General features: G+C 66.8%; 24 protein-coding genes. 7 read left to right on the top strand and 17 right to left on the bottom strand.

Features of this window, described 5'->3' with window-relative positions; all coding sequences use genetic code 11:
• Positions 1-237 precede the first annotated feature (237 nt).
• On the top strand, positions 238-1,191 hold the full coding sequence (locus ACFV2O_RS28085; RefSeq protein WP_379254375.1) for a GlxA family transcriptional regulator: 954 nt from the start codon (positions 238-240) through the stop codon (positions 1,189-1,191).
• A gap of 111 nt (positions 1,192-1,302) precedes the next feature.
• Here ACFV2O_RS28085 and ACFV2O_RS28090 read toward each other — a convergent pair whose 3' ends face one another.
• Positions 1,303-2,865, bottom strand: coding sequence for an esterase-like activity of phytase family protein (locus tag ACFV2O_RS28090; protein ID WP_379254543.1), 1,563 nt, complete (start codon positions 2,863-2,865; stop codon positions 1,303-1,305).
• 381 nt (positions 2,866-3,246) lie between these two features.
• On the opposite strand from ACFV2O_RS28090, the gene ACFV2O_RS28095 reads away from it, so the two are divergent.
• The gene (locus tag ACFV2O_RS28095; protein WP_379254376.1) at positions 3,247-4,026 is read left to right on the top strand and encodes an enoyl-CoA hydratase-related protein; all 780 of its coding nucleotides are present in this window, start codon (positions 3,247-3,249) and stop codon (positions 4,024-4,026) included.
• 84 nt (positions 4,027-4,110) lie between these two features.
• Here ACFV2O_RS28095 and ACFV2O_RS28100 read toward each other — a convergent pair whose 3' ends face one another.
• The 3 genes from ACFV2O_RS28100 to ACFV2O_RS28110 form a co-directional block, all read right to left on the bottom strand.
• A complete protein-coding gene (locus ACFV2O_RS28100) occupies positions 4,111-4,524 on the bottom strand; it encodes a DUF3140 domain-containing protein (protein WP_379254378.1) in 414 nt (137 codons plus the stop codon).
• Positions 4,463-4,681, bottom strand: coding sequence for a DUF2945 domain-containing protein (locus tag ACFV2O_RS28105; protein WP_379254380.1), 219 nt, complete (start codon positions 4,679-4,681; stop codon positions 4,463-4,465). Before ACFV2O_RS28105 ends, ACFV2O_RS28100 begins: the two co-directional genes overlap by 62 nt.
• A gap of 190 nt (positions 4,682-4,871) precedes the next feature.
• Positions 4,872-5,720: an NAD(P)H-binding protein gene (locus tag ACFV2O_RS28110; RefSeq protein ID WP_379254381.1), complete on the bottom strand. Its 849-nt coding sequence runs from the start codon at positions 5,718-5,720 to the stop codon at positions 4,872-4,874.
• A gap of 83 nt (positions 5,721-5,803) precedes the next feature.
• On the opposite strand from ACFV2O_RS28110, the gene ACFV2O_RS28115 reads away from it, so the two are divergent.
• Positions 5,804-6,781 (top strand): AraC family transcriptional regulator, encoded by a 978-nt coding sequence (locus ACFV2O_RS28115; RefSeq protein WP_379254382.1) that lies wholly within the window; start codon positions 5,804-5,806, stop codon positions 6,779-6,781.
• Positions 6,782-6,838: 57 nt separating this feature from the next.
• On the opposite strand, the gene rox is transcribed toward ACFV2O_RS28115, so the two are convergent.
• From rox to ACFV2O_RS28150, 7 genes are all read right to left on the bottom strand, one after another.
• Positions 6,839-8,269 carry a rifampin monooxygenase gene (gene rox, locus ACFV2O_RS28120; RefSeq protein ID WP_379254383.1) on the bottom strand — a complete coding sequence of 477 codons (1,431 nt, stop codon included), beginning with the start codon at positions 8,267-8,269 and terminating at the stop codon, positions 6,839-6,841.
• A gap of 449 nt (positions 8,270-8,718) precedes the next feature.
• Entirely contained in the window at positions 8,719-8,928 is a 210-nt protein-coding gene (locus ACFV2O_RS28125; protein WP_379254384.1) for a molybdopterin-binding protein, read from the bottom strand.
• Between the two features lie 202 nt (positions 8,929-9,130).
• Positions 9,131-9,967, bottom strand: coding sequence for a glutamate ABC transporter substrate-binding protein (locus ACFV2O_RS28130; protein WP_379254386.1), 837 nt, complete (start codon positions 9,965-9,967; stop codon positions 9,131-9,133).
• A 151-nt stretch (positions 9,968-10,118) separates the two neighbouring features.
• Positions 10,119-11,309 (bottom strand): glycosyltransferase 87 family protein, encoded by a 1,191-nt coding sequence (locus ACFV2O_RS28135; RefSeq protein ID WP_379254388.1) that lies wholly within the window; start codon positions 11,307-11,309, stop codon positions 10,119-10,121.
• 107 nt (positions 11,310-11,416) lie between these two features.
• Complete coding sequence (locus ACFV2O_RS28140; protein ID WP_379254389.1) at positions 11,417-12,826, bottom strand: DUF2252 domain-containing protein; 1,410 nt, start codon at positions 12,824-12,826, stop codon at positions 11,417-11,419.
• Positions 12,823-13,641 carry a class II glutamine amidotransferase gene (locus ACFV2O_RS28145; protein WP_355073888.1) on the bottom strand — a complete coding sequence of 273 codons (819 nt, stop codon included), beginning with the start codon at positions 13,639-13,641 and terminating at the stop codon, positions 12,823-12,825. The genes ACFV2O_RS28140 and ACFV2O_RS28145 overlap by 4 nt, the downstream gene beginning before the upstream one ends.
• Positions 13,642-13,702: 61 nt before the next feature.
• Entirely contained in the window at positions 13,703-14,239 is a 537-nt protein-coding gene (locus ACFV2O_RS28150; protein WP_379254391.1) for a hypothetical protein, read from the bottom strand.
• 240 nt (positions 14,240-14,479) lie between these two features.
• Between ACFV2O_RS28150 and ACFV2O_RS28155 the strand changes: the two genes are divergently transcribed.
• Entirely contained in the window at positions 14,480-14,884 is a 405-nt protein-coding gene (locus tag ACFV2O_RS28155; RefSeq protein ID WP_379254392.1) for a hypothetical protein, read from the top strand.
• A gap of 28 nt (positions 14,885-14,912) precedes the next feature.
• On the opposite strand, the gene ACFV2O_RS28160 is transcribed toward ACFV2O_RS28155, so the two are convergent.
• From ACFV2O_RS28160 to ACFV2O_RS28185, 6 genes are all read right to left on the bottom strand, one after another.
• Positions 14,913-16,307, bottom strand: coding sequence for an MFS transporter (locus ACFV2O_RS28160; RefSeq protein ID WP_379254393.1), 1,395 nt, complete (start codon positions 16,305-16,307; stop codon positions 14,913-14,915).
• Positions 16,308-16,321: 14 nt separating this feature from the next.
• The gene (locus tag ACFV2O_RS28165; protein ID WP_379254394.1) at positions 16,322-18,160 is read right to left on the bottom strand and encodes a glycoside hydrolase family 15 protein; all 1,839 of its coding nucleotides are present in this window, start codon (positions 18,158-18,160) and stop codon (positions 16,322-16,324) included.
• A 402-nt stretch (positions 18,161-18,562) separates the two neighbouring features.
• Entirely contained in the window at positions 18,563-19,612 is a 1,050-nt protein-coding gene (locus ACFV2O_RS28170; RefSeq protein WP_379254395.1) for an ABC transporter ATP-binding protein, read from the bottom strand.
• Positions 19,609-20,367, bottom strand: a complete 759-nt coding sequence (gene modB, locus ACFV2O_RS28175; RefSeq protein WP_379254545.1) for a molybdate ABC transporter permease subunit — start codon at positions 20,365-20,367, stop codon at positions 19,609-19,611. The genes ACFV2O_RS28170 and modB overlap by 4 nt, the downstream gene beginning before the upstream one ends.
• Positions 20,368-20,417: 50 nt before the next feature.
• Positions 20,418-21,197, bottom strand: coding sequence for a molybdate ABC transporter substrate-binding protein (gene modA / locus ACFV2O_RS28180; RefSeq protein WP_379254396.1), 780 nt, complete (start codon positions 21,195-21,197; stop codon positions 20,418-20,420).
• An 11-nt stretch (positions 21,198-21,208) separates the two neighbouring features.
• The gene (locus tag ACFV2O_RS28185) at positions 21,209-21,607 is read right to left on the bottom strand and encodes a TOBE domain-containing protein (protein WP_355073899.1); all 399 of its coding nucleotides are present in this window, start codon (positions 21,605-21,607) and stop codon (positions 21,209-21,211) included.
• Between the two features lie 271 nt (positions 21,608-21,878).
• Between ACFV2O_RS28185 and ACFV2O_RS28190 the strand changes: the two genes are divergently transcribed.
• From ACFV2O_RS28190 to pdhA, 3 genes are all read left to right on the top strand, one after another.
• Complete coding sequence (locus tag ACFV2O_RS28190; protein WP_379254397.1) at positions 21,879-23,075, top strand: PucR family transcriptional regulator; 1,197 nt, start codon at positions 21,879-21,881, stop codon at positions 23,073-23,075.
• 158 nt (positions 23,076-23,233) lie between these two features.
• The gene (gene lpdA / locus ACFV2O_RS28195; RefSeq protein WP_379254398.1) at positions 23,234-24,685 is read left to right on the top strand and encodes a dihydrolipoyl dehydrogenase; all 1,452 of its coding nucleotides are present in this window, start codon (positions 23,234-23,236) and stop codon (positions 24,683-24,685) included.
• Positions 24,686-24,695: 10 nt separating this feature from the next.
• Complete coding sequence (pdhA, locus tag ACFV2O_RS28200; RefSeq protein WP_379254399.1) at positions 24,696-25,862, top strand: pyruvate dehydrogenase (acetyl-transferring) E1 component subunit alpha; 1,167 nt, start codon at positions 24,696-24,698, stop codon at positions 25,860-25,862.
• Positions 25,863-25,877 lie beyond the last annotated feature (15 nt).

The following is a 25,877-nucleotide window of genomic DNA, read 5'->3' on the forward strand; positions in this document are numbered from 1 at the left end:
ATGAGTATTCGAATATCGAGGACCAGGGCCGAGTTGGACAAAATAGAGACCACTCGTGACAGATGATCGGTCGAGCGCCCGTGGCAATCGGCGGGCACTGTTGCCGTCCGGGGTCATGAGTACCATCGTCCTACGGGAATAATTGGGACTCGGTGAACGAGAATTGACCGAGGCGACAATCACCCGCCACGATCGTCCACGAATTCTGCGCAGACACGAACCGGATATGATCGAGACGTGAAAGCCGCAGTGCTCGAACTGCCGGATATGCGAGCCACCGGAATCGCGATCAGTCACGACATGCTCGAGTCGGCCAACCGAGCCGCGGAAGCTCTCGGCCGGCCCCGCCCTTTCGAGATCACCGCATTGCGCCCTGGCGATCAATTGCCCGGCGCGCTCGATCTGCTCGCTATTCCGGGAATGGGGTGCGTATCGGTGAGCGAGCTGGACGCCGTTCTGGCGCGAGCGAGCGATCCGTGGTCGATGCGAATTCTGTCCGAGGCCGTGAACTCGCAGGCTCGGGTGGCCGCCTCTTGTTCGAGCGTGTTCCTGCTCGCCCGAACCGGAGCGCTCGACGGTGGCCGCGCGACGACATCCTGGTTCCTCGCAGCCGAACTCCAGGCACGGCACCCCGCGATCACCGTCGAACCCGACAAGATCTTGGTCCGGCACGGCCGCACGGTCACCGGCGGAGCATCACTCGCCCATGTCGACGTCATGCTCGCGGCGATCGAGATGCTCACCGGCTCGGACGTGGCCGATCTGTGCGCCCGCTATCAGCTCATCGACCGCCGGACCTCGCAGCGTCCCTACATGATGCTCACCGTGCTGATCGCCGACGACCCCGATCTGGTGCACGCCCACGACTGGATCGTCAGCAATCTCCGCCGATCCTTCACGACCACCGATCTCGCCGACGCGGTGGGACTTCATACCCGCACACTCGCACGACGCCTACAGCGCGCTACCGGCCTCAGCCCGCAAGCCTTCGTCCAGTACATACGCACGGACACCGCGTTGACGCTGATCCGATCGGGAACCACTGCGGAGGCTGCCGCCCATCGAGTCGGCTACGCCGACGCCTCTTCCCTGCGCCGAGCCATTCGCCGCCGAGAAACCGGTCGCACCAGCTGGTCGACTCCCGGGCACAGGCCGGACGGCGGGCAGGGCACGGCGTCACCCCGGGAATAGCGGCTCCAGAGGACCGAACACGTGTTTTCGCACTGACCAATGGCGCCCTCCCGGTCACGGCTGTTGCCACTTCCGGGAGGGTTCGCGACGGTGCCCGGCGCCATACGTCCGCTACTTCACGGTGATCGTGAGCGTCCGCGTCTGCGTCTTGGCGGGCAGCTTGGTGGTGTCGACCATCAGCACCTCACCCGTGTCCTGGGCGCCGTTGGCGAGGAGTTTGGCCTTCAGTCCGAACGGCGGCCGGTCGCCGGTGGCGGCCTCGATGCCGAAGTCGCTGTCGTCGGCGATGTAGAGGGTCTTGCCGCCGTCGCGGGTGGCGACGCCCTCGATCTTGTCGTGGCCGAAGAACTTGCCGTCGGCGTTCAGGCCGTCCAGCAGACCGCCGAGGTCAAGGGCGGACTTCTTGGCGACGGGGGTGACACCCGCCTTCCGCAGCGTGGCGACGCCTTCGGCAGTGGGCACGGCACCGACGAGGAGTTCCAGCGGCTTGCCGTCGACCAGCAGGCCGAGTTGTGGATCGTAGTGCGCGTTCTGGATTTTCGCCTGCGGGCCGATGTCGGTGGCGCCGGTGATGTCGATGGTCCACAGCTTCTTGTCGGCCTTGGGCGATTTGCCGCCGTCGCGTTCGTCGACCAGGAAGGTGGTGTCGCTCAGCGCCGTGATCTCGGAGACCGCGAGCTTCTGCTTCGGATTCTCCAGCGGATATACGAATTCCTTGACGTCCCGGGTCTTCAGATCCACGGTGACGATCCGGGTCATGGGCACCTCACGCGCCGACGCGACACCTGGCTCGTTCAGTGCACTCTGCACGATGCCGACCAATGTTCTGCCGTCCGGCGTGATGGTGAGCCCCTCCATACCCTGGTTCGGGGTGCGCAGCGAAAGCTCTTTGGGCAGACCGCGTCCCGGTGCGAGCCGCTCGAGCTCGGCGCCGTTGGCGTCGAAGTGCACGACGAACGGCCCGTACTCGTCGGACACCCAGAAGCTGCCGTCGGGCATCGCGACCAAGCCTTCGCTGTCGATGCCGTGATCGGTCGGCGGCAGGACGGTGCCGTTGAGGTCGCGGATGGTCTCGCCGGTGCTTGCGGAGGTGTCGACCAGGCCGTTGAACGGCTGGCCCGCTGAATTCTTCAGGGGAATGGTGCTTTCCAGCACCGCCTTGGTGCCGACCAACTTGAATTTCGCGATGGTGGGCGTGAAAGTCGGTATCGGCGTGAGCTTCTCGTTCTTGCCCTTGCCGTCCACGTTCGGACCGCGATCGGTGAGACCGTAGAACTCGTCGGCCGATCCGGGCACCGGGGTGAACGCCGACCCGTATCCGCTGCCCTGCAGACTCACGCCACCGAAGTCACCGAGCGGCGGGATATCGGTGGTGAACAGCTTCACGGCGTCGGTGGTGGTCACGGTGATGCTGTCGGAACCGGTGTATCCAGCCGCAGGGGTGTACACCACCGCACCGTCGGTGCGGCGGGTGATCGTGCCGTGCTGCGGATCGGCGATCCCGACCGCGGCGCTGCCGCCGGTCGCGGCCAGCAGATCATCCAGCGAGATCACCAAGGGCTGGTCCTTGGCGGCGGTGAAGCCCGCCTCCGAGTTCGACGACGAGCAAGCGGACAGAACGGCGGTCGCGCACACGGCGACCATGACGAGCGCGCTTCGGGTACTGCGGTGCATTCTCACCAGCGATGCGTACCGTCCGAGCCCGACCGCCAGTTGGCATCGAGCTGAACATGAGCCGTCGATCCCCACAATCATCCGATCAGTTTGCAGTGTTGCCAATCCTGACGAACGTGAGCACTGCGGTATCCGAGCGTCGGCCGCGTCGCTACCGACTTCGATGCCGAACAAGCCTTAGCGCTCGGTGAAGGGTCAACTGCGTCCGATCGGGCGCCTGCGGCGAGGAAGATGCCGAGCAGGCCATCCGCATCGAGGTCCCCACAGCCGGGACGCGGCCCCGCCACCACCGCCGCCCAGCGGAGGACCCAGCCGTGCGAGCTGTTCGGAGATCATCCCGGAAGTGTCGTGTCGTTCCCCGTATAGCTCTACGGTGGAGATATGACCGCCTTGGAGTATCAGCATGTGCTGGTCGCGCGGGACGGCGACACAGTGCGCATCACGATGAACCGGCCGGAGCGACGCAATACCCTGTCCGGCGAACATCTGGCCGAGTTGCTCGCCTCCTTCCGCGCTGCGGGCGAGACGGACGCCACCGGGATAGTGCTCGGGGCAGCCGGTCCGGTGTTCTCCGCGGGACATGATTTCGCCGATGTCGCCGCACGCGACCTGCTCGGCGTGCGGGAACTGCTCACACTGTGCACCGAGCTCATGTCGACCATCGAATCGGTCCCGCAGGTGGTGATCGCTCGGGTGCAAGGTTTGGCCACAGCCGCCGGCTGCCAACTGGTGGCCTCGTGCGATCTGGCCGTCGCCGCCGAATCGGCCGGTTTCGCGCTCCCCGGCGGCAAGGGCGGCTGGTTCTGCCACACCCCCGCGGTGCCGGTAGCCCGCGCCGTCGGCCGCAAACGACTGATGGAACTCGCCCTCACCGGCGACCCGATCGATGCCCGCACCGCCGAACAGTGGGGCCTGATCAACCGAGCGGTGCCGGACGCCGAGCTCGACACCGCCGTCGACGAGCTGCTCGCCCGAGCTACCCGCGGCAGCCGCGCCAGCAAAGCACTGGGCAAACGCACCCTCTACCGCCAGCTCGACCGCCCCGAGGCAGATGCCTACGCCCTCGCCCTGGAAGTCATGGCCGCCGCCGCCCAACTTCCCGGCGCCCGCGAAGGATTGGCGGCCTTCCTGGCGAAGCGCCCACCTGTCTGGCGCGATTAGCGGCGCCCGGCGTCTGCCCGTGCCCGCCGGAGACGGCTCGAATCGGCAAGAGACGCTGGAGGCGTCGCGTATTCGCTGCTGCCGTCAGCTTTTCATCGGATCGTGGCCCCAGTTCATCAGCGAGTATCGCCATTTGGTGTTCTCGATTTCGCCGGAGGGTCGCTGCTCGAGATGGCGGTGCGCATAGCCGATGACTTTGCGCATGTGCGCGTAATCATCGTCGGTCGGTTTCTTCTTCTCGAGGATGTCCGCGATGCGCCGCCCGCTGGCGTGCCCGGTCGACTCGCCGCCGTCTTTCGGCTTCTGCCCCACCGACTTCGACTCGTCGGTGTCGAGCCACCGGCGCAGTTCTTTCGCCGTCATGTTGACGATGTTGTCGAATTCCATACGCGTGTCTTTGTCTTCCGTCGTCATGGCGCGGCTCCGATTTTCGATGTCAATCGTCGTGCGGACGTAGCGCGCCGGGCTTGTGCACCGCGTCACGGCCGCTCTTCGCACTGCGCACCCGATACTGCGGATCTTGTTCGGAGGCCCGTACCGTTCGGCCCGCCGCTTCGGTGTCGGACGTGATCACTTCTTCCACCTCGCCCTCGGCGGTACTGCCGTGGCTGTTCCATTCGACTTCGTCGCCTTTGCTGAACGATTGCTTTCCCATGGTCGATCCCTTCCCCATTCCCGCATCCAACGAGTTCGTGTTACCCGGGAGCTGCTCTCGAAAACTGATAGCTGAGCCGGTCCTCCCGATTCGCCACCCACTCTTTCTGCGGCCAGAACCTAGTGAAAGGTCGCGATTGTGCCAGTTTCGACCCGACCATCCCGTTGTCAGCACCAGACGCTCTGTTGCGCTAGGAGGTAGTGGTCGGGCGCCAACAGCCTGAGGCGGCGGCTTGCGCGACATAGTTCTCGAATGTCCGCGCCGGACGGTCCAAGGCCTGGTGCACGTCATCGGTGGGGGTCGTGCCCGGGCCGCCGTGGGGAAGGCGGGTGAGAATGTCGGTGAGTAGCCGCGCAGCCTCGGGCGAGACACCGAAGCCGATTTGCTGTTCGACGAAAGTCACGGGGTCGATGTCGACGTGGCGGATCGTGCGGCCGACGGTCGCTCCGATCAGGTCCACGGCTTCGCCGAAGCTGATCGCCCTCGGGCCGGTCAGCTCGTAGGTGTTACCGCTGTGCCGGTCATCGATCAGTGCTCGCGCCGCGACTTCGGCGATGTCGTCGGCGTCCACGAACGGGGTACGGCCGTCGCCGGTGGGGATATACAGCGCGCCGTTGAGAATGCCTGATAGCCAGAAACTTTCACTGAAATTCTGCGCGAACCAGTTGGGTCGCAGGATGGTCCATTCCAGCCCGCTGTCCCGGGTCGCGCGCTCGGCGGCGTGCAGGGGATGATCGGCCTGGTCGGCGGCCGGTGCGGACAGTAGTACGAGTCGCCGGACACCGGCCCCGACCGCCGCCTCGATGAATTTCGGAATACGCGCTCGGCCCTCGTCGGTGAATTGCAGGGCCGGTTCCACGAGATAGGCGGAGGTGGCGCCGTCGAGCACGGCCGACCAAGTCGTCGGGTCGCCCAGGTCGAACGACATATCGCCCCCGGTGCGGGCGACCGCCCGTACCGGATGGCCCGTGGCTCGGAGGTGGCGTGCGATCCGTCGGCCGGTCTTACCGGTGCCGCCGAGAATCAGGATGTTGGTCATGGCAATCATCCAATCGAGCAGCAGTCAGACGATCCATGGGAGAAGATCCGGGATGTCTTTGTGATCGTCTAACGTTGCTCGCTGTGGACGTGCTGAGTGATCTGTTGCATCGAGCGCGAGTGGGCAATACCGAGGTGCGCCAGCTCATCCAGCGGCCGCCGTGGTCGCTGACCTTCGCCGCATCCGGACATCCAGCGCTCGCTGTCGTCGCGGTGCTGGGCGGTCCGGCGCACTTGCGGCTCGACGATGCCTTCACGACAAAGGTGCCGGTGCCCGAGGGCGGTATCGCCGTGGTGAAAACGACCCGCGGATATACGGTTGCCGATAGTCCGACCACCCCGCCTCAGATTTTGATCGAGGAGGGGCGCAAAGTCGTCCTCGACCACAGCCGGGAACCGGGCGCGCTCCGGAATATGGGCCCACGCACCTACGGTGACGGTTTGCCAGGAGCCACGACAGTGCTGCGTGGCTCCTTCGTACTTCATGGCGACGTGGGCGAGCGAGTACTCGATCTGCTGCCACCCGTGGCGGTCGTACCTGCCGGATCCCGGACCAGCGCCGCGTTGCATCTGCTCACCACCGAAGCCGCCCGGGACGAGCCGGGACAAGACGCCGTCCTGCATCGGTTGCTCGATCTGGTGCTCGTGTTGGCGCTGCGCGCCTGGTGGGCCGCGCCCGGCGCGACACCACCCGGCTGGTATCACGCGATGATCGACCCGCGGATCGGCCGTGCTCTCCACGCGCTCCACAACGATCCGGCCCACCGCTGGACCGTTGCCGCGTTGGCCGAGGAGGCCAACATGTCCAGAGCCTCCTTCTCCGCCCGCTTCACCGCCTTGCTCGGACGCCCGCCGCTGACCTATCTCACCGATTGGCGAATGACCCTGGCCGCGGACGCCCTGCGCGATACCGACGCCACCGTCGCGACCATCGCTCATCAAGTCGGATACCACGACGCCTTCGCTTTCAGCGTCGCGTTCAAACGCGCCCGCGGGGCCGGGCCCTCGGCCTGGCGGCGCCAGCAGACCATGCGTCCACCGCCAGACCGAGACAACCATTGACCGCCCTATCCCGCTGTCCCCGGTGCACTCGCGGGGGTCCGGCGGCCAGTCGGCGAATCAGCCCACTGCGACGCCGAACCACCGGGGCAGGTGCTCGCGCAGATCCTGCTGGTCTGCACCGACCCAGGCCACGTGGCCGTCCGGCCGCAGCAGCACGGCGGGCACCTCCAGTTCCTCGCTGACATCGACGACGTGGTCCACCCGATCCGCCCACCCCGTTACCGAAAGCCGGCCCGTCTGGTCGAGCAGCAACCCACGCCCGCCGTGCATCAGTTCGTAGAGACGACCCCGCTTCAGCCCGACGTCCCGCATCCGCCGGCCGAGCAGGTCGTGCCCCTCGCCGAAGTCGTAGCGGACCCCGACCGCGGTGATGATCTCGGTGATATACCGGTTGACCTCCTCGAAGTCCATCAACTTCGAGAACAGCTCGCGCAGCGCGGTCGCGCCAGGATCGGTTCCCATCAGCGTGATCTGCGCACGGGTGTTCTCCAGCACACGCGCGCCCACCGGGTGTCGTTCGGCGTGGTAACTGTCGAGCAATCCCTCCGGCGCCCAGCCGTTCACCTCGGCGGCCAGTTTCCAGCCGAGGTTGAACGCGTCCTGGATGCCGAGGTTCATCCCTTGCCCGCCGGTCGGCGGGTGGATGTGCGCAGCGTCGCCGGCCAGCAGCACCCGGTCGACCCGGTAACGCTCGGCCTGCCGCGTAGCGTCGCCGAAGCGGGACAGCGAGCGCGGGGAGTGCACCCCGAAGTCGGTGCCCGAGAACGCCCGCAGTTGCCGCTTGAACTCCTCCAGGGTCGGGGCCGCACGATCGTCCGACACGCCCTCGGCAGGCACGACGATACGGAACAGCCTTCCGTCGTCACCGGAGCGGGCTGCGCCGAACCGCTTCTGCGTTTTGTGGACTTCCTCGACGATCGCGGCCACCTTCGCCGGGTCCTCGGTCACCTCCATTTCACCGAGCAACGTCTCGACTTTGGTGGGTTCGCCGGGGAAACCGACGCCGAGCAGTTTGCGCACCGTGCTGCGGCCGCCGTCGCAGCCGACGAGGTAGCGCGAGCGTAGTTGCGTGCCGTCGGCCAACGCGACGGTCACCCCGTGCTCGTCCTGACTCAGCCCCACCACTTCGCAGCCGCGCCGGATCTCGGCGCCGACCTCGAGGGCGTACTCGTTGAGCAGCCGTTCGGTGACGGGCTGTGGAGTGGCGAGACCGTACGGGTGCGCCGTCTCCAACCGGTCCGGCCACGGCTTGACGATGCCGCCGAAAAGACCGCCGACTTGGAACTTTTTACTGACCGCGAGGAACCGGTCCAGCAGGCCGCGCTGGTCCATCATCTCGACACTGCGCGCGTGCAGGCCCTGCCCCCGGGACAGCGTGGACGGTTCCGTCTCCTTCTCCAGTACAAGCGTGTGCACGCCGTGCAGCCGCAACTCGCTGACCAGCATCAAGCCGGTCGGTCCGCCGCCGACAATGATCACGTCAAACATGAACCGCCCATCCGTTGGTGTCGCATCTCGGCCAGCTGGTCCGGCGGAAACCCGCGAGCGCACGTGCCTCGCAAATCGCCGATTTCCGCAGGTTCTGGCTTCGGCCGAAGATTTTGCAGCACTACCCGGGCCTTGCCGCAAGTCCCCCAGTGCGATATATGTTAAAAGGGAAGAGGAATTGGTTCTTCCCCGTCTGCGCCCGGTATGGACATCCTGGCAGCACCCATCCCACATTCGGCCAGTGCGTTCGCTTCGGTCTGGCAAGAAGCATCAAACCCACGCGTCGGGTGGCCGGTCCACGCTTCTCGACCTCAGCATGCCTCGCAGGGTCGGGCGCGTCCGCCGTGTAGATGAGTCGAAGCGGAATCTGCCGACAATATCCGGTCCGCAGATGATGTGACCAACGAATATAGGGCCGTCCCAGCGGAATCGGCGACGGTGGCGCCCGGCTATTCGACGCCGAGCGCCACCTCGGTCGACTTGATGAGGACTTTGACGCGTGTGCCTTCGGTGAGTCGCAGGTCATCGACTGCGTCGCGGGTGATCGAGGAGGTGATCTCATCACCCCCGGTGAGCCGGACCCGGACCACGGCCATGGCTTCGCCGCGGGTGATCGAGACGACGGCGCCGTCGAGTTGGTTGCGGGTAGATAGCTGCATGCCGGTGATGGTACGCACGCCCGGCCCGGGTGGCGGGGATTGCCGACGGGGGTGTCAGTAGGCGTCGCGGACGTGACAACCGGCTACCTCACCCCCGCCCCAAACCGGGGCTTGCTCGACACGACGGTGGATATGCCGTCCGCATGCACGAAATGTGCGGCGGGATGCTGTTCGTGCGGCTGCCGGAATCGGTGAGTGCCGATCAGTATCGGTCGACGGCGGGCGGCGTCAACGTCGAATCACGCAGCGGCCCGATCGTTTCCTCGAACGCCTTCTGCCAAGAACCGTCGGCGACCATTTGCTCGATCGCGTCGTTGATCTTGTTCCGGGTTTCCTGGTCGCCTTTCTTCAGGCCGATACCGTACTTCTCGGTGGTGAACGTGTTGCCGACCAGCTTCAGTTCCCCTGACGCCTGCCCCGCGAAACCGGCGAGGATGATGTCGTCGGTGGTCACCACATCGACCGAACCGCGGCGCAGAGCTTCGATGCACTGCGAGTAGGTGTCGAGTTCCACCAGCTGAACATCTTTGGCGTAGTGATCCTTGACGTATTGCGCCGGGGTGGAGCCTTTGACCGAGCAAAGTTTCTTGTTGCCGTTCAGCGACTCGACACCGGTGATATCGGTGGTCTCCTTCTTCACCAGCAGCGCCTGCCCGGCCACGAAATACGGTCCGGCGAAGTCGACTTTCTCCTTGCGCGCGTCGGTTATCGAATAGGTGGCGACGATGAAGTCCACCTCGCCGTTCATGATCATCGTCTCCCGCCGGGCCGACGGCGTCTCTTTGAAGGTGATGCCGTCGGGCCGCACGCCGAGCTTGCTCGCTACGTACTTGGCGATCTCGACGTCATACCCTTGGTAGGAGCCGTCCGCTTCACGGAATCCGAGTCCTGGCTGGTCGAACTTGATGCCGATGGTCAGCTTGCCGTCCCGCACGTGATCGGCGGTGGTCGCGGCGTCGCTGCCGCCACCGCAGGCGGCGGCGGCGAGGGCGACGGCGATCGCCCCGATACCGAGGCGAAGTGTTCGGGTGATCCTCATCGAATTCGGCTCCTTCTCACGGTGAGCTGCCGGTCCGGGGGCCGACGACACGTCATCTTTCCCGGAACATCGATCGCCCGGCTCGACTGTCCCTCCCGCCAGTGGAAAGTTCGGGGACGTGGCCGCCCGCGCCGGAAGTGCACATCGTCGTTCAGGCCGACGACGCGGCCCCGACGACCGTTATCGGCACTTCCGGGCTTTCACGAGACGGTTGGAAGTTGTCGCGCCACAGACGTACGAGCGACCACGCGGTTGCGCAGAGCAGCAGGCCGTTGCGCACTGCCAGGACCACTACTCCCGGCCCGCTTCCGGTGGCGACCCGGTCGTAGAGGAACGGGAACTCCACCTGACTCGCCAGTGCCGTCGCGAGTACCAGCACCAGCACAGGCCGCTGCGTGGTGCGCGGGTCGAGCGCGCAGACCGCGGCGACCCCGACCGCCCACACCAAGTACTGCGGGCTGAGCACCCGACTGGCCGCCAAGGCGAGGAGCACCGCCGCCAATGCCAGATCCGTCGCCGGAGGACGCACGCGCCACCAGGTGATCAGCAACACCGCGCCCCCGATGATCATGACGGCCACGCATCCCCTGGCCACGGCGGACACCGCAGGGCCGGACAGCTCCTCCGCCCCGTAACGATGCACGATGGTCCAGCCGCCGTTCATCAGCCGAGAAACCAACAACGGCGTGGCAGCGACGGATTCGATCTGCAATCCCCGCTTCGACTGAAACTCCAGAAACGACCACGCGCCCGGACCCAACGCGGTCAATCCCGCCATCGCAACCAGACCGGCGCAGGCCGCCGCCGCGCTCATGCGCCACAGCGTCCGTCGGCGCAACCCGAGCACGACCACCACCGGCCACAGTTTCAGCAACACACCCGCGGCGGCGGCCACGCCTGCCGCCGCCGGTCGGCGCGCTGACCACAACAGTGCCGCGATCGCGGTCGCGGCTACGATCAAATCGAATCGGCCGTAACAGACCCGGCCAAGGAAGGCCACTCCGAGCGTCCAAATCCACGGCCCGGCCTGCGCTGTCCGCAGCCCGTCAGCCCGCGCCGCCCTGATCAACAAGCTGAGCACACCGGCATCCGCTGCCGCGACCAGCGCGAAGAACAACCAGTTGTAGCCCAACCCACCGCCGATCAGCCAGGGCACCACCAGCAACGCACCCGCCCCGGGCGGATACTGCCAGCGTTCGTCGTCCAGCGGGAAAGCGTTCTGGTGCACGATATGTTCGGCCCAGGCGCGGTACAGGGTCAAGTCCGCCGCCGAGGCATCCCAGACGCTGTGCGGCAACGCCGTCACACCGGTGAACACCACCATCAGTAATCGAGTAACCACCCAAACGACCCACAACCTCGACACCGATGACAGCTCGCGCACAAGGTCGCAGCCTAACCGTCGTGCGCAATGAGCAAGGCGCCCACGGGCATTCGCAGACGACGATCTTACATTCCGGTTCGTGCGGTGATGCGGCCTTCCTGGATCGCGCGCTCGAGTTCGGCATGGTCGCGCGCGTTCTGGTCGGCGTAGGTTTCGGCGTATTCCGCCATGGCATGGTCGAACTCGTCTGTCGTGCCGAGGTACGAAGCGATCGCTATCCGGTCGCCCGCGCGGGCGTGTGCGTAAGCCAGCACCCGCCCGCACAGTCGGCCGTAGAGCCGCAGTCCCCTGGGACCCATGGTCTCGATCACCGCCGAGCCCTTGCCGTCACGTAGCTGCCGGAAGTAGAAGTCCCGCTGCTCGCCGTCGATGTCGGGACCGTGTTGCCAGCCCAGCAGGATGTCGCTCGCCGCCTGCATCAGCCGCTGCCCACGCACTACCCGCTCCCCCTGGTTCGGATACGACGGGCCCGCCAGATACCGTGCCAATACCGACGGTTGGGCCTCCTTCGCCTGCAGAAACAACGGATCTCCGTCGACTCCCAGCAGCAGGACGATCCAAGCGCGGGTGCCCACGCTCCCCACGCCGACCACCTTGCGCGCGGCTTGCGCGAACTCGAATTGGTCCAGCAGCGCGCGGCGATTGTCCTGCAGAGTCGCACGGTACTCGCTGAGACGTTGGCGCAGTTCGCGATACAGCTGCTCGGCGTCGACATCGGCGAAGAGTTCCTCGAGCGGGACGAGCAGGGGCGGGTCGCTGATGATCCGCGGCCTGCCGTCGACACGAGTGGTCAGCTTCGCCAGGGCGTGGTGACTGTCGTGCGTCCGCGACTTCGCGAGCGCCTTGCGCACCCGCTCCTGGGTCGAGGTGTCCAGCTCGTCGCGCAATTCGGGCAATTCGGCGGTGGGATCGATGCGCGAGTACCACACGGCTGTGGTGCTCCGCTCGGCTTGGTCCCGCATCGTGGTCCGGTATTCCGCCGCGCACGCTCGCGTGACTTTCAGCCGCTGTTTCGCGGAGAAGCCGTTCTCTCCGGCGGCGACCGCCAGGCTGGTGACGAGCCGTTTGACATCCCATTCGAACGGACCGGGGTACGTCTCGTCGAAATCGTTGATGTCGAAGGCCAGGCGGCGTTCGGGTGTCGCGAAGATTCCGAAATTGCTCAGGTGGGCATCACCGCACAGTTGAGTGTGCAGCCCCGTCGTGGGCGCTCGGGACAGATCGTCCGCCATGACCAGGGCCGCGCCGCGATAAAAGGCGAACGGTGAGTTCGCCATGCGGCCGTACCGCACCGGAACCAGTTCCGGAATCCTGGATCGAGCCTGCCGATCGAGCAGGTCGACCGGGTCCCTACCGGTGGCGTCGTGTTCGGCGAGAGCGGCGAAAGGGGTAGTCCGCCGAGCGGATTCACCCTGCTCGGCACGTTCGGCGCGGGTGGCGATCCGATCGTTCACCGCGGCCGTCCGGTGGGTCACGGTGCGACCGGCTCGAACGGGCGCGTTTCATCGTGACCGAGGCGGACGACGCCTGCCGACGATTCCTGGACTTCGTTCCACGCTCCCGGCAGGTCACGCAGCGGCTCGGAGACCACGAACCGGGCCTCCTCCCCCAGCGCGCGGAGAGCTTTCACCTCCGGATGCAGGGCGCGCACTTTCGCGACATCGTTGGAATAGAACAGCGATCGCGTCTGCCGCTCGGTGGAATACCGGAAGAACCACATGGATTCGCCGTCGGTGGTCGCGACGGTCATCTGTACCGGAGCCTCGACCTCGTGCGCCCGGCCGACGTCTTCGACGAGGCCGACCGCGCGGGCGACCGCCTCGAACGGGTCGTGGACGAGCCCGAAGGTCAGGGCAAGGAAGAAGAGCAACTCGGAATCGGTAGATCCCTCGATGTCGGCGAACAGGAGCGGATCGACCGCCGTCATCAGATCACGCTTGCACTGGCGGAACCCGCGCAGCGCTCCGTTGTGCATCCACAACCAGTGCCCGTGCCGGAACGGGTGACAGTTGCTGCGCTGCACCGAGGTCCCGGTCGACGCGCGCACGTGCGCGAAGAACAGCGACGTGCGCACCGCGCCCGCGATCTCCCGCAAGTTGCGGTCGTTCCATGCCGGTTCGGTGTTCTTGAACACCGAAGGTCGCGGGCCATCGCCGTACCAGCCGATCCCGAAGCCGTCACCGTTCGTGGTCGTCGCACCCAGTTGGGAGTGCAAGCTCTGGTCGATCAACGAATGCGTCGGCCGGAACAAAAGGTCCTCGGCCCGGATCGGCTCTCCTGAATAAGCCATCCACCTGCACATATATCGATTGAAGCAGAGCAGGCGGGGTTCGGCCACAGCATCCGCGCGATCAGTGGGTCATGATCACCTTGACCACCACGACGGTGGTGGCCGCAACCGCCAGCAGCAGGGCCTCGAGCAAGGTCGAACGCCGGGGGCGCGCACCGTTGAGCCGCTCGATGACGAACACGATTCCGCCGATCCGGATCAGCATGACCACCTCCGCGAGCAGCTGCGCAGTGCGCGGTTCGAGCCATCCGAGACCGGCGATGCCGAGGATCACGCAAGGCAGCACCGCCGAGCTGAGGATCGGCACGGAGTCCCGCATGTCCATCCAGCGCTCCCGAGCGGAGATAGGCCGGTTCTGCTGGACGCTCTGGCCGACCCCTTCGGCGAAAGAGTGTGCGATGAACGTCGAGAAAGCCGTCCCGAGGACGATCAAGATGCCGACGTGTTCGGCGGAGGTCGTCACCGGTATCAGCGCCGCGAGTATCAGCACGTTCCCGTAGACATAGGCGCTGATCCGGCTGGCCGCGTTGCGGCGGTCCAGCGGAGCGCTCCGGGAGAACAGCGGTCCGTGTAGGAATGCTTGTCTGCTGGCTTCCATCGACCTCTCACCGAGTTCGTCGCCGGGCCATCCGTCTTTCCGAGTCGTGCCTAGCCCGCGGCAAGGCCTACTAAATAGTAGCCAGAAGATCGCTGGGGATTATGCTGAACACCGGCGCACGGCGACGTGTGCGGGCTCTGTTGTTCCAGGTTTTCGGTACGTCCCATGCGGATCGGGCAAGACGCCCCGTCAGACCGATGCATCGCTCCGTGCATCGCCGATGAGAGAGGTGACCGGCAAATGTCAGCAACTGATGACCATTCCGTCAAGCAGGCGGTCGCGGCCACTACTTCGATCGGCGCCGCGGTCCTGCTGTTGGCCGCCGGGCTCCTGTCGATCTTCCAGGGGATCTCCGCGATCGCCAAGGATGATCTTCTGGTCTCCGGAACGAATTACACCTATCAGTTCAGTACCACCACCTGGGGGTGGATCCATCTCGTTCTCGGCATCTTGGTGGTGATCGCGGCGGTCGGGCTGATCGCCGGCGCTATGTGGGCGAGGGTCACAGCGGTGTTCCTCGCCGCGCTGTCGATCCTGGCGAACTTCCTGTGGCTGCCGTACTACCCGTGGTGGTCGACCATCGTCATCGCCTTGGACGTCGTCGTGATCTGGGCGGTCACGACCTGGGAGCCGAGCCGCATGTGACCGGCAGCGGCCGCGGTGCCGGTGCGGGTCAGGTGTCGCGCGACGCCACGGGCGGCGCCGACACCGTGCGGCGGGGCAGCAGCGCCGCGGCGAGCAGTCCGCCGAGGCCGATCGCGGCGAGAACGCTCATCGCGGCGGCGTAGGCGTGACCGCCGGGATCGGCGACCAGGATCGTCCCGGCCACCGCGGTACCGAGCGAGGAACCGAGGTTGGACACGCTGCGCGACAACCCCGAGATCTCGCCCTGCTGTTCCTCACCGAAGCTGGACTGCACCACGTTGACCGACGGGGTGAGCATCACGCCGAGGCCGAGCCCGATCAACAACAGTCCGGGGGCGAACGCCCACGGGTTCAGCGCACTGCCCGCCAATGCCAGCAGCACCACCACGCCGATGATGGTCACCAGGAAACCACCCATGATGAGGGTGCGCGCGGCGCGGCGCCGCGCCAGTCGTCCGGCCGACAGTGACGAGACCAGCAGGCCGATGGTGGCGGCGGTGAAGATGACGCCGGTCTCAATGGCGTTGTATCCCCGCACAACCTGCAGATACGCCGAGACGACGAACGAGGTGCCCATCAACAGCAACCACTGGATGTTCTGGGTGACCAGGCCGAGGTTCGACGTGCGGTTGCGGAACAAGCCGGTCGACAGCAGCGGCTCATGCCCGGCGCGCTCCTTGTTGCGGCAAGAGACGAAGAACCAGGCGAGGAACATCGCACCGAGTGACAGCAGCGCCAGCATCAACCAGATATTGTCGTCGGCGGCCAGAATGCCCATGACGAGCAGGATCAGACCGACCGCCGACAGAATCGCGCCCCCGAGATCGAAAGGCCGCGTGGGGTCCGCGGGCAGCGGGTCGGTAATGCGGCGGCTGAGCAGGATGATCGCCACGATGACGAGAGCCTGGAAGCCGAAGGCGGCGCGCCAGCTCAGCCCGGAGGTGATGAGTCCGCCGATCAACGGTCCGGCCGCGGCGCCGATGCCGCCCATGGCCATGATGGCGCCGAAGGCCCGTGCGCGAGACGTCGTCTCGGTGAACAGCAGGGTGCTGAGGATATAGACCGGTGGGATCAGCAGCGCGGTGCCGACACCTTCGAGGATCGAATTGCCCAGGATCAGCACACCGAGCGCCGGTGCGAGAGCGCTGAGCACGGCGCCGACGCCGTAGACGGCCAAGCCGACGACGAAACATCGCTTGCGACCGTATCGGTCGGTGAGCTTTCCGCCGGGGATCATCAGCGCGGCCATCACCAGCAGGAAGATCGTGATCGTCACCTGCACCCCGTGCACGGTGGTGTTCAGGTCGGCGCTGATGTCGGTGATCATCACGTTCATGTTCGAACCGGCGAAGCTACAGATGAACTGCGCCAGCGCGAGAGGAAGCAGCACCCGGCGCGGTCCGGACCCGGTCGGCTCCGCCATTCACGCGCCCCGGGTCAGGAACCGTCCGGCCGAGCTTCGGCTCGGTCGAGCTGTTCGTCCAACGCCATCGCCGCGGCGACCAAGGCCAGGTGCGTGAACGCCTGCGGGAAGTTGCCCAACTGCTCGCCGGACGGGCCGATCTCCTCGGCGAAGAGACCGACGTGATTGGCGTAGGTGAGCATCTTGTCGAACGCGTAGCGGGCTTGGGTCAATCGCCCAGCACGGGCCAGCGCCTCCACATATAGGAAACTGCACAGATTGAACGTGCCCTCGACGCCGCGTAAGCCATCCGGGGAGGCTTCGGGGTCGTAACGGTAGACCAGGCTGTCGCTGACCAATTCCTCGTCCATCGCGTCGAGCGTGCTCAGCCACGCCGGATCCTGCGAGGATAGGAAGCCCATCCGCGGCATGAGCAGCAGCGACGCATCCAGCACCTCGGTGGCGTAGTGCTGCACGAACGCCTGCCGCTTCGAGCTCCAGCCGCGCTCGATGATCTGGTAGAACACGGCGTCCCGTTCCCGTGTCCAGCGCGCGACGTCCGCGGGCCGAGAGTGTTCGATCGCCAGCCGTACACCGCGATCGAACGCGACCCAGGTCATGAGACGGCTGTAGGTGAATTCCTGTTGACCACCACGAGTTTCCCAAATCCCCTCGTCGCGCCGGTCCCAGTTCTCGGTGAGCCAGTCGATCAGGTTCGCGATCGCCCGCCAGCCCGAGATTCCGCCGATATCGGACATCTGCGCCAGCGCGTCGGCCGCCTCACCGTAGATGTCGAGCTGGATCTGATCGGCCGCCGCGTTACCGACCCGCACCGGCGCCGATCCGCGGTAACCCTCCAGATGAGAAAGAATCTCCTCCTCCAGTCGAGGATCGCCATCGATGCGATACATGATCTGCAACGGCTCACCAGAAGTGGTGTCACCGGCTTCCAGCCGCTCGCGCAACCAGCGCCGGAAGGCATACGCCTCTTCGGCGAAACCCAAATCGTTCAGCGCCCGCACCGACAGGGACGCGTCCCGGATCCAGGTATAGCGGTAGTCCCAGTTGCGTTCGCCACCGACCTGCTCGGGCAGGCCCATGGTGGCCGCGGCGATCGGTGCGCCGGTCGGTGCGTAGGTGAGCAACTTCAGCGTGATCGCCGAGCGATTCACCATGTCCCGCCAGCGCCCCCGGTAGGTCGACGAACGCAGCCACGACTGCCAGAACGCGCGGCAAGCCTCGAATTCGGCGATGACCGCTTCCCGCACCAGCGGGACCGGTACCGCGCCGTCGCTGTCCATACTCGTCAACACGAGCACTGTCGTCTCCCCCGCCGACAGGGTGAACCGCGCGGACACGTCATCGCCTTCGGCGTGAAACGACACCGGGTCGGTCGCCTGCAGGTGCAGATCGGTGCCCGGACCTCGGAAGATCGCCGAGCACTGATCGTGCAAAGTGAGCGTGTGTGCGGCGCGCGCGTAGTCGAACCGTGGTCGGCAGCTCAGCACGAAAGGCAAAGTGCCCCGCACCACCCGGGCGATCCGCACCAGCCGATGCCGGTCAGTAGGGGCGGGATCACGGATCGGCTCCATGAAATCGATGACTTCGCCGACCCCACTCTCCGCCATGAACCGGGTCACCAGTACGGCCGTGTCCGACAGGTACAACTGACGAATCGTCACTTCGGCCTCGGCCAGATCGGCGGACAACTGACAGCTACCGCCGCGCTCGCTGTCGAGCAGTGCGGCGAAGACGCTCGGGGAATCGAATCGCGGAGTGCACCACCAATCGATCGTGCCCGCCGAGGACACCAGCGCCGCGGTTTGCAGATCACCGACGATACCGTGCTCAGCGATCGGTGGATACGCGTTCATGGGCACTCCTCCAGTGGAATCGACCGAACGGACAACTCAGCCCAGCGCAACCGATCGCCGCATCCCCTACACGAGAGATGCGACCTTCACAGTGTGCGCCATCTCAACCGGAAAAGTGAACAGCTTACGTGTAGCAAATCTGAAACAGTCACGATGCGCAGCCGCGGGTACGCCGCCACCCTTTCTCGAGCCGGACCTTGCGTATCACGTCATGCGCACATTCCACGCCGTCGACGAATCGCTCGGCCCATGCTTCCGCACCCGGGGATGGGCTCGTCCTACCTACCCGCGCCTGAGGCCCCGCTCTTTTCCGACCATGTAGCCAGAACATCGGATTGCCACGGCTTCCAAGACATCCGGGCAGCTCGGCCGACGGCACGGCGGCTCGACGCGTACGCTGAATCACGCTGGGTAGGAACGAGTTTCGGTGGCCTTCACCGCAGCCCACAGCCGCTGGCCCGGACGCAGTCGCAGCTCGGCGACGGTGGCCGGTGTGATGTCGGCGAGCACGGGCGGTGCGCCGTCGAGACGAATCCGGGTGATGTGCGCGTGTTGCTCGATGCCGGTGATCGTGACCGGCCAGCTGTTGCGGGGGCTGCCGACGGGTTGTTCCGGATGCAGGCCGACCGCGTTCGGGCCGAAGGCCACATGGACTCGCCCCTCGGCGGGTTCGGCGATGGTGAGGCTGCCGCCACCGTCCAGGTCGACAGTCGTGCCGCGAGCCGTGCCGCGGTAGAGGTTGAGGCCCATCAAAGTCGCCACGTAGTCCGAGCGTGGTCTCGCCGCGACCTGCGCGGGCGGTCCTTGCTGGACGATCTTGCCGTCTTCGAGGATGATCAGCCGGTCGGCGAGGACCATGGCGTCGAGAGGGTCGTGGGTGACCAGCACGGTGTGGCCGGGGTAGTCGCGCAGATGGTGGGCGAGGTCCGAGCGCACTTGGACCCTGGTGCCGGCGTCGAGTGCCGCGAGTGGCTCGTCGAGCAGCAACAGCTGCGGTTCGGTGGCCAGCGCGCGGGCCAAGGCGACCCGTTGCGCCTGTCCTCCGGACAGTGCCCGGGGTTTGCGAAGTGCGTAATCGGCCAGTCCGACCCGCGCGAGCCATTCGGCGGCCCGCTCGCGCGCGACGGCACGCCGACATCCCCGGGCGCGCAGCCCGAATGCGACGTTCTCCAGTGCCGACAAATGCCCGAACAACAGGTAGTCCTGGAACACGACGCCTACCTGTCGGCGTTCGGCGGGCACGAACGCCGACGGTGGCGCGTCCCAGGTGGTTCCGTCCAGCCGGATGTGCCCGCCGGTCAGCGCGATCAGCCCCGACAGGGCTCGCAGGGCAGTGGTCTTGCCCGCCCCGTTCGGTCCCAGCAGAGCGGTCACCTCGCCCGGCGCGGCGGCGAGAGGCAGTTCGAGCGCGAAATGCCCTCGGTCGATCCGCAGGTCGGCCTCCAAGCTCATATCGCTCCCCGGATCCACCGTTCGCGCAACGCGACCAACACGGTGACCGAGACGGCCAACAGAACGAGGCTGAGCACGATCGCGGCGTCCGGATCGGTCTCCAGCGCGAGATAGACCGCCAGCGGCATAGTGGTGGTGCGGCCGGGGAAGTTACCGGCGAAGGTGATGGTGGCGCCGAACTCACCGAGCGCACGGGCCCAGCACAGCACCGCGCCCGCGACCACTCCGGGCAATACCGACGGCAGGGTCACCCGGCGGAAGGTGTACCAGCGGGTGGCGCCGAGCGTGGCGGCCGCCTCCTCGAAGCGAGGATCGGCCGCCCGCAGCGCTCCTTCGACGGAGATCACCAGGAAAGGCATGGCCACGAATGCCTCGGCCACGATTACCCCGGCGGTGGTGAACGGCATTGAGACACCAAACCATTCGTAGAGATACCGCCCGATCAGCCCCCGCCGTCCCAGCACCAGCAGCAGTGCGACACCGCCGACCACCGGCGGCAGCACGAGCGGTACGGTGACCAAGGCCCGGACCAGCCCGCGCCCCGGCAGTTCGGCGCGCGCCAGCACCCAGGCCAGCGGGATGCCGAGGACCACGCAGATCGCCGTGGCCGCGGTCGCGCACACCAGCGAAAGCCGCAGTGCCTGGCCGACTTCGACGCTGAACAACCGATCCGGCATGGTCGCCCACGGCGCTCGCGCCAGCAACCCGATGAGCGGTAGGGCGAGGAACGCCAGCCCGCAGCCTGCGGGCAGCATCAGCGCGACCGGTCGCCGCCCCAGCACCGCCCGCCGCCGCGAGGGCGCGATCACGGCGTGTCGAATCCCGCCGCGGCGAAGACCGTCTCGGCCTTGTCCGAGGTCACGAAGTCGACGAACGCCGCCGCGGCGGCCGCGTTCGGCGCGTGCGCCAGCGGCGCTACCGGGTAGTCGTTGATCGCCTTGCCGGACTCCGGGAAGTCGATGCCCTCGACCTTGTCGCCCGCCGCCTTCACGTCGGTGCGGTATACCAGCGCCGCGTCGACCTCGCCGAGCGTCACCTTGGTCAGCACCGCCTTCACGTCCTGCTCGCGGGTATCGGGTTGCGGGGTGATGTTCGCCGTCTCGAACACCGTCTTGGCCGCCGCGCCGCAAGGCACCTGCTCCGCGCACAGCGCGAGCTTGGGCTCGGTCCTGCCGAAATCGGCCAACCCGGTGACGTGTCCCGGGTTGCCCTTAGGCACCGCGATCTCGAGCCTGTTGCGCACGAAGGTGACCGGCGCGGCGGTGACTTCGCCCTTGTCGCGGACCTGCTGCATGTTCTTCGGCGCCGCCGAGGCGAACACGTCGGCCGGTGCTCCTTGGTTGATCTGTTCGGCGAGCGCGGAACTCGCGCCGAAGCTGTAGATCACCTTCACGCCCGGGTGGGCGGCCTCGAATTGCTTGCCGAGTTCGGTGAACGTCTCGGTCAGCGAGGCGGCGGCGAACACGGTCACCGTGCCCGAGACATGCTCGGCGCCGGTGTGTTCGGTCGCGTCGTCCGAACCACAGCCGGCCGCCGTCACCACAGCCACCACCGTCGCGGTGGCGACACCCAACTTGCGAATCATCCTCATCCTCGTCAACTTTCCGGTATCTCCACGACGACGTGCGTGGACTTCACCGATGCGACAGCGACGCTGCCGACTTCCAGACCGAGCTCGTCCACCGATTCCCGGCTCAGCAACGACACCAGCCGGAACGGTCCGGCCTGCATCTCCACCTGCGCCATCACCGTGTCCTTGACCACCCGGGTTACGATCCCGCGCATCCGGTTGCGGGCCGACGCCGCGACCGTCGCACCGGGTGCGGGCGCCTCGGCAGTGGCGCGCAGGAACTCGGCGAGCTCGCGGCCGCTGACACCCTTGCGGCCGTTGTCCAGCTGAATCGCGGTCAGACGGCCCTGATCGATCCATCGACGCACCGTGTCATCGCTGACACCCAGCAACGCGGCGGCTTCGCTGATCCGTAGATTCGACACGAGCGACAGTTTATTGCCGCATTCACGGTAAAGATAGTCGGTCAGATCCGCTACCTCGAGTACTCTCGTTCGCCCGCGCCCGGCGGCTTCTCGTGACGGCAGGGCGTTGTCGATGTCTTCACCAGCCGGACTGCGCCGCAGTGCGGCGATGTCACCTACCCGCCGGGGTGGAGCGTCGCTGTCGATGCGGCAATCCGACGGCTATACGGTCGTGATAGGCCACCGCTCGCGCAGTCGTGGCGCATGGCAGACGACAAGGAACCCGAGCGACATGTCGATATCGAAGAAGGCGCATCCGAACGCGCGCACGCGGGAATTGGTGGCCGCCTGCCGTGCGGAGATCCCCGCGCTGACCGATCGGCTGATCTCGGAGATCTTCACCGACAACCCCGACTGGACCGATTATTCGCGGGTCGCCCGCGCCGATCTGGTCGACGGCTGTCGCCGGTACGTGACCCGCATCCTCGACCTGTTGGGTGCTCCGACAACCGCGTTCGACGACGATGTCGCCGCGTCCATCGGGCGCCGCCGTGCCGAACAGGGCGTGCCGCTGGAAGCCATGTTGCGCACGTTCCGGCTCGGCGGCCGGATCGTCTGGGAGGTCCTGCTCGACCGAGCGGACGATCTCGCTCCCGGCGAGATCCGCGCGGCGGGCACCGCGTTGTGGGCCGTGATCGACGGGCTGTCCACGTCGCTGGTCACGTCTTACCGGAATACCGAATTGGAGCAGTTGCGCAGCGACGAACGCCGTCGGCACGCCCTGATCGAGGACCTGCTCGCCGGCCGAGGCAACGACACCACCTTCGCCGCGCGCGCCGCACGTGAGTTGAACCTTCCAGCCGGTAGCGACTACCTCGTGGTCGTCGCCTGCGGTGCGGGCGAGGCGATGCACACCGGCACCGAGACGGCCTTGGCCGCGGTCGGCATTCGTTCGGTGTGGCACGATCGCGTCGACTCGACGGTCGGGCTGATAGCGGTCGAGCGCCACGACGTCGCCTCGGTGTTGCGACGGATCGAACCGCATGTTCGCGGACGAGCAGGCGCCTCGCCGACCGTCGGCGGCCTGGCGCAGGTCGGCACCGCACACGGCTGGGCACTGCTCACCCTGCAAACCTTGCCCGAGGACGCGACAGGACTCGTGCCGCTGCACCAACGCTTCCAACATGCGCTGTTGCTGCGCTCGACCGACGTGACCGACATGCTGGTCGCCCACACCCTCGGTCCGGTACTCGCACTGCCCGCCGCCGAGCGCACGACCTTGCTCGACACGCTCGCGGCATGGTTGGCGCACGACTGCTCGGCGGCCCATGCGGCGACACGGCTGCACTGCCACCGCAATACCGTGATCAACCGCCTCCATCGCGTCTCGACCTTGCTCGGCCGCACGCTCGAAGGCCAGCGCAGCTATGTGGAACTGTCGCTGGCCCTGGCCGCCCTCGACCTCGACCGGCCAGCGGATAGAGCCTGATCCGACCTCATCGGATTGGGCGCTGCGCCCAATCCGACGATTGCACTACTGGGCTTCATGGCAATTGTGTGTGCACTACGCTACGGCAACACTCGATAGCGATGATTCGCCCCACAACCGGAGGCGGATCGGATCATCGAGGACGAGGAGCACCACGAGTGCCGGATTTCGATCTACTGGTGGTCGGCGGCGGCCCGGGCGGGTACGTCGCCGCCATCCGCGCGGCCCAGCGCGGCCTGCGGGTCGGCTTGGTGGAGAAGGAGCGCCCGGGCGGCGTCTGCCTCAATTGGGGCTGCATTCCGACCAAGGCGATGCTGCGGTCCGCCGAGATCTTCCGAACCATCACCGCCGCAGCTGATTTCGGCGTGTACGCCGACAACGTGCGCTACGACTTCGCCGCGGTGCGGCAGCGCAAGGACGGCATCGTCAAGCAACTCACCGACGGTGTGGCGAGCCTGCTCGCCGCGAACGGCGTGACGGTGATCGAGGGACACGCCCGCTTCACCGGTCCGACCAGCGTCGAGGTATTCGAGGCGGGACAATCGCCGATCTTCCCAGGCGGCCCCCGCTACGCCGCCGCTCCGACAGCCACCGCCACCCGGACGATCAGCGCGAGCGACGTGATCATCGCGACCGGATCGGTGCCCGCTCGACTGCCGATACCGGGCGCGGACCTGCCGGGCGTCATCACCTCCGACGGCGCGTTCGGGCTGACCGAGGTGCCCGAACGCCTCGTCGTCATCGGCGGCAGCGCGGTCGGCGCGGAATGGGCCAGCCTGTTCGCGAGTTTCGGCAGCCGGGTCACCATCGTCGAGCTACAGGACACCCTGGTGCCGCTGGAGGACGCCGACGTCGGCGCCGCCCTGGGACGGTCGTTCACCAAGCGCGGCATCGCCGTGCTCACCGGCTCGACCGTCGAAGCCATCGCGCGAACCGATGCCCTGCGCGTCACCGTCGCGGGCGAGCACGCCGGTGAACTCGACGCGGACGTGGTACTTGTCGGCGTCGGACGCCGTCCCAACACCGCCGACCTCGGCCTGGACCGCGCGGGAATCGACACCGACCCGCGGGGATTCATCCCCGTCGACGAACGGCTGAGCACCGGCGTCGAACACGTCTACGCCATCGGTGACGTCACCGGGCGTGCCCTGCTCGCACACGTCGCCTCGCATCAGGGCCTCACCGCCGCGGACGTGATCGCCGGCCATCCGGCGCACATCGACTACACCGCGATCCCGGCCGCCACCTTCACCCACCCGGAGATCGCGAGCGTCGGGCTCACCGAGGCGAAGGCCCGCGCCGCCGGGCACGAGGTCGTCACCGCCCGATTCCCCTTCGCGGCACTCGGTCGGGCGAAGACCTTCGGCGAAACCGAGGGCTTCGTCAAAATCGTTGCCGGACAGCGCCATCGAGAAGTGCTCGGGGTGCACATCATCGGCCCGTCGGCCAGCGACCTGATCGCCGAGGGCGCCTTGGCTATTGCGCTGGAGGCGACCCTCGACGAACTCGCCGACACCATCCACGCCCACCCCACTCTCGGCGAGATCGGCATGGAGGCGGCCATGGCCGGACTCGGACTGCCCGTGCACATCCCGCCCCGGAAGCGTTGAGGAGCCTGCCGTGACCACCAGCACCGCATCCCGCAAACCGAGTCGCAAGACGGCTCGGTCGACAGCCGCACACACCTCCGCGCCGGTCGCCGAGGAGCGCAAGAGCGACGCCGCCGAACCCGCACGGACGCAGGACGACTCCGTTCCGGCCGACGCGCGCATCGCCGCGGAGGATCCGGACAGCCTGCGCGGCCTGTACCGCGACATGCTGTTCGTGCGCCGGTTCGAGGAGCGCACCGCCCAGAGCTATCAGCAGGCGAAGATCGGCGGCTACTGCCATCTCAACCTGGGCGAGGAAGCCACCGTGATCGGGCTCGGCGCGGCCATGCGCCCGACCGACTATCTGTTCACCAACTACCGCGAGCACGGATACGCGCTGGCCAAAGGCATCGAGCCCGGCCGCGTCATGGCGGAACTGTACGGCCGCTCCACCGGCACCTCCAAGGGCTGGGGCGGTTCCATGCACATGTACGACACCGCGACTCGCATGCTGGGCGGTTACGCCATCGTCGGCGGCCAGGTTCCGCTGGCCGTCGGCGCGGCGCTGGCCATCGACTACCGCGGCGAGGACGACGTGGTGGTGTGCCAGATGGGTGAGGGCACGACGAACATCGGTGCGTTCCACGAGTCGCTCAACATCGCGGCCCTGTGGAACCTGCCGGTGGTGTTCCTGGTGATCAACAACCAGACCGGCATGGGCACCACGGTCGAGCGCTCCTCCGCCGAGCCGGATCTGTGGAAGCGCGCCGCCGCATACCGCATGCGCGGGGAGCGTGTCGACGGCACCGATGTGCTCGCCGTCCGCGATGTGGCCGGTGAGTTGATCGAAACCGCTCGGCGCGAGAAGAAACCCGCGCTGCTCGAGGCGGTCAGTCACCGCCTCAAAGGCCACTCCGTGGTCGACCCGGCGAAATACCGTACCGAAGAGGCGGTCTCGATCGCCCGCGGCAACGATCCCATCGTGCGCTGGCGCGACGCGCTGCTCGCCGCCGGTGTGCTGGACGATCGGTCCGTGGCCGCGCTCGAAGCGGAGGTGATGGCCGCGGTCGCCGCGGCGGTCGAATTCGCCGACACAAGCCCCCATCCGGAGCCGTCGAGCCTGTTCGACTACAACTACGCGACGCCCGTGGCGGGCGATTCGCGTCGCCTGCCCGCCGATCCGCTCTTCATCCATTAAGGACATCACCGTGGC

The organism is Nocardia sp. NPDC059691, from assembly GCF_042733915.1.
In the GTDB taxonomy this organism is placed as follows: Bacteria; Actinomycetota; Actinomycetes; order Mycobacteriales; family Mycobacteriaceae; genus Nocardia; species Nocardia sichangensis.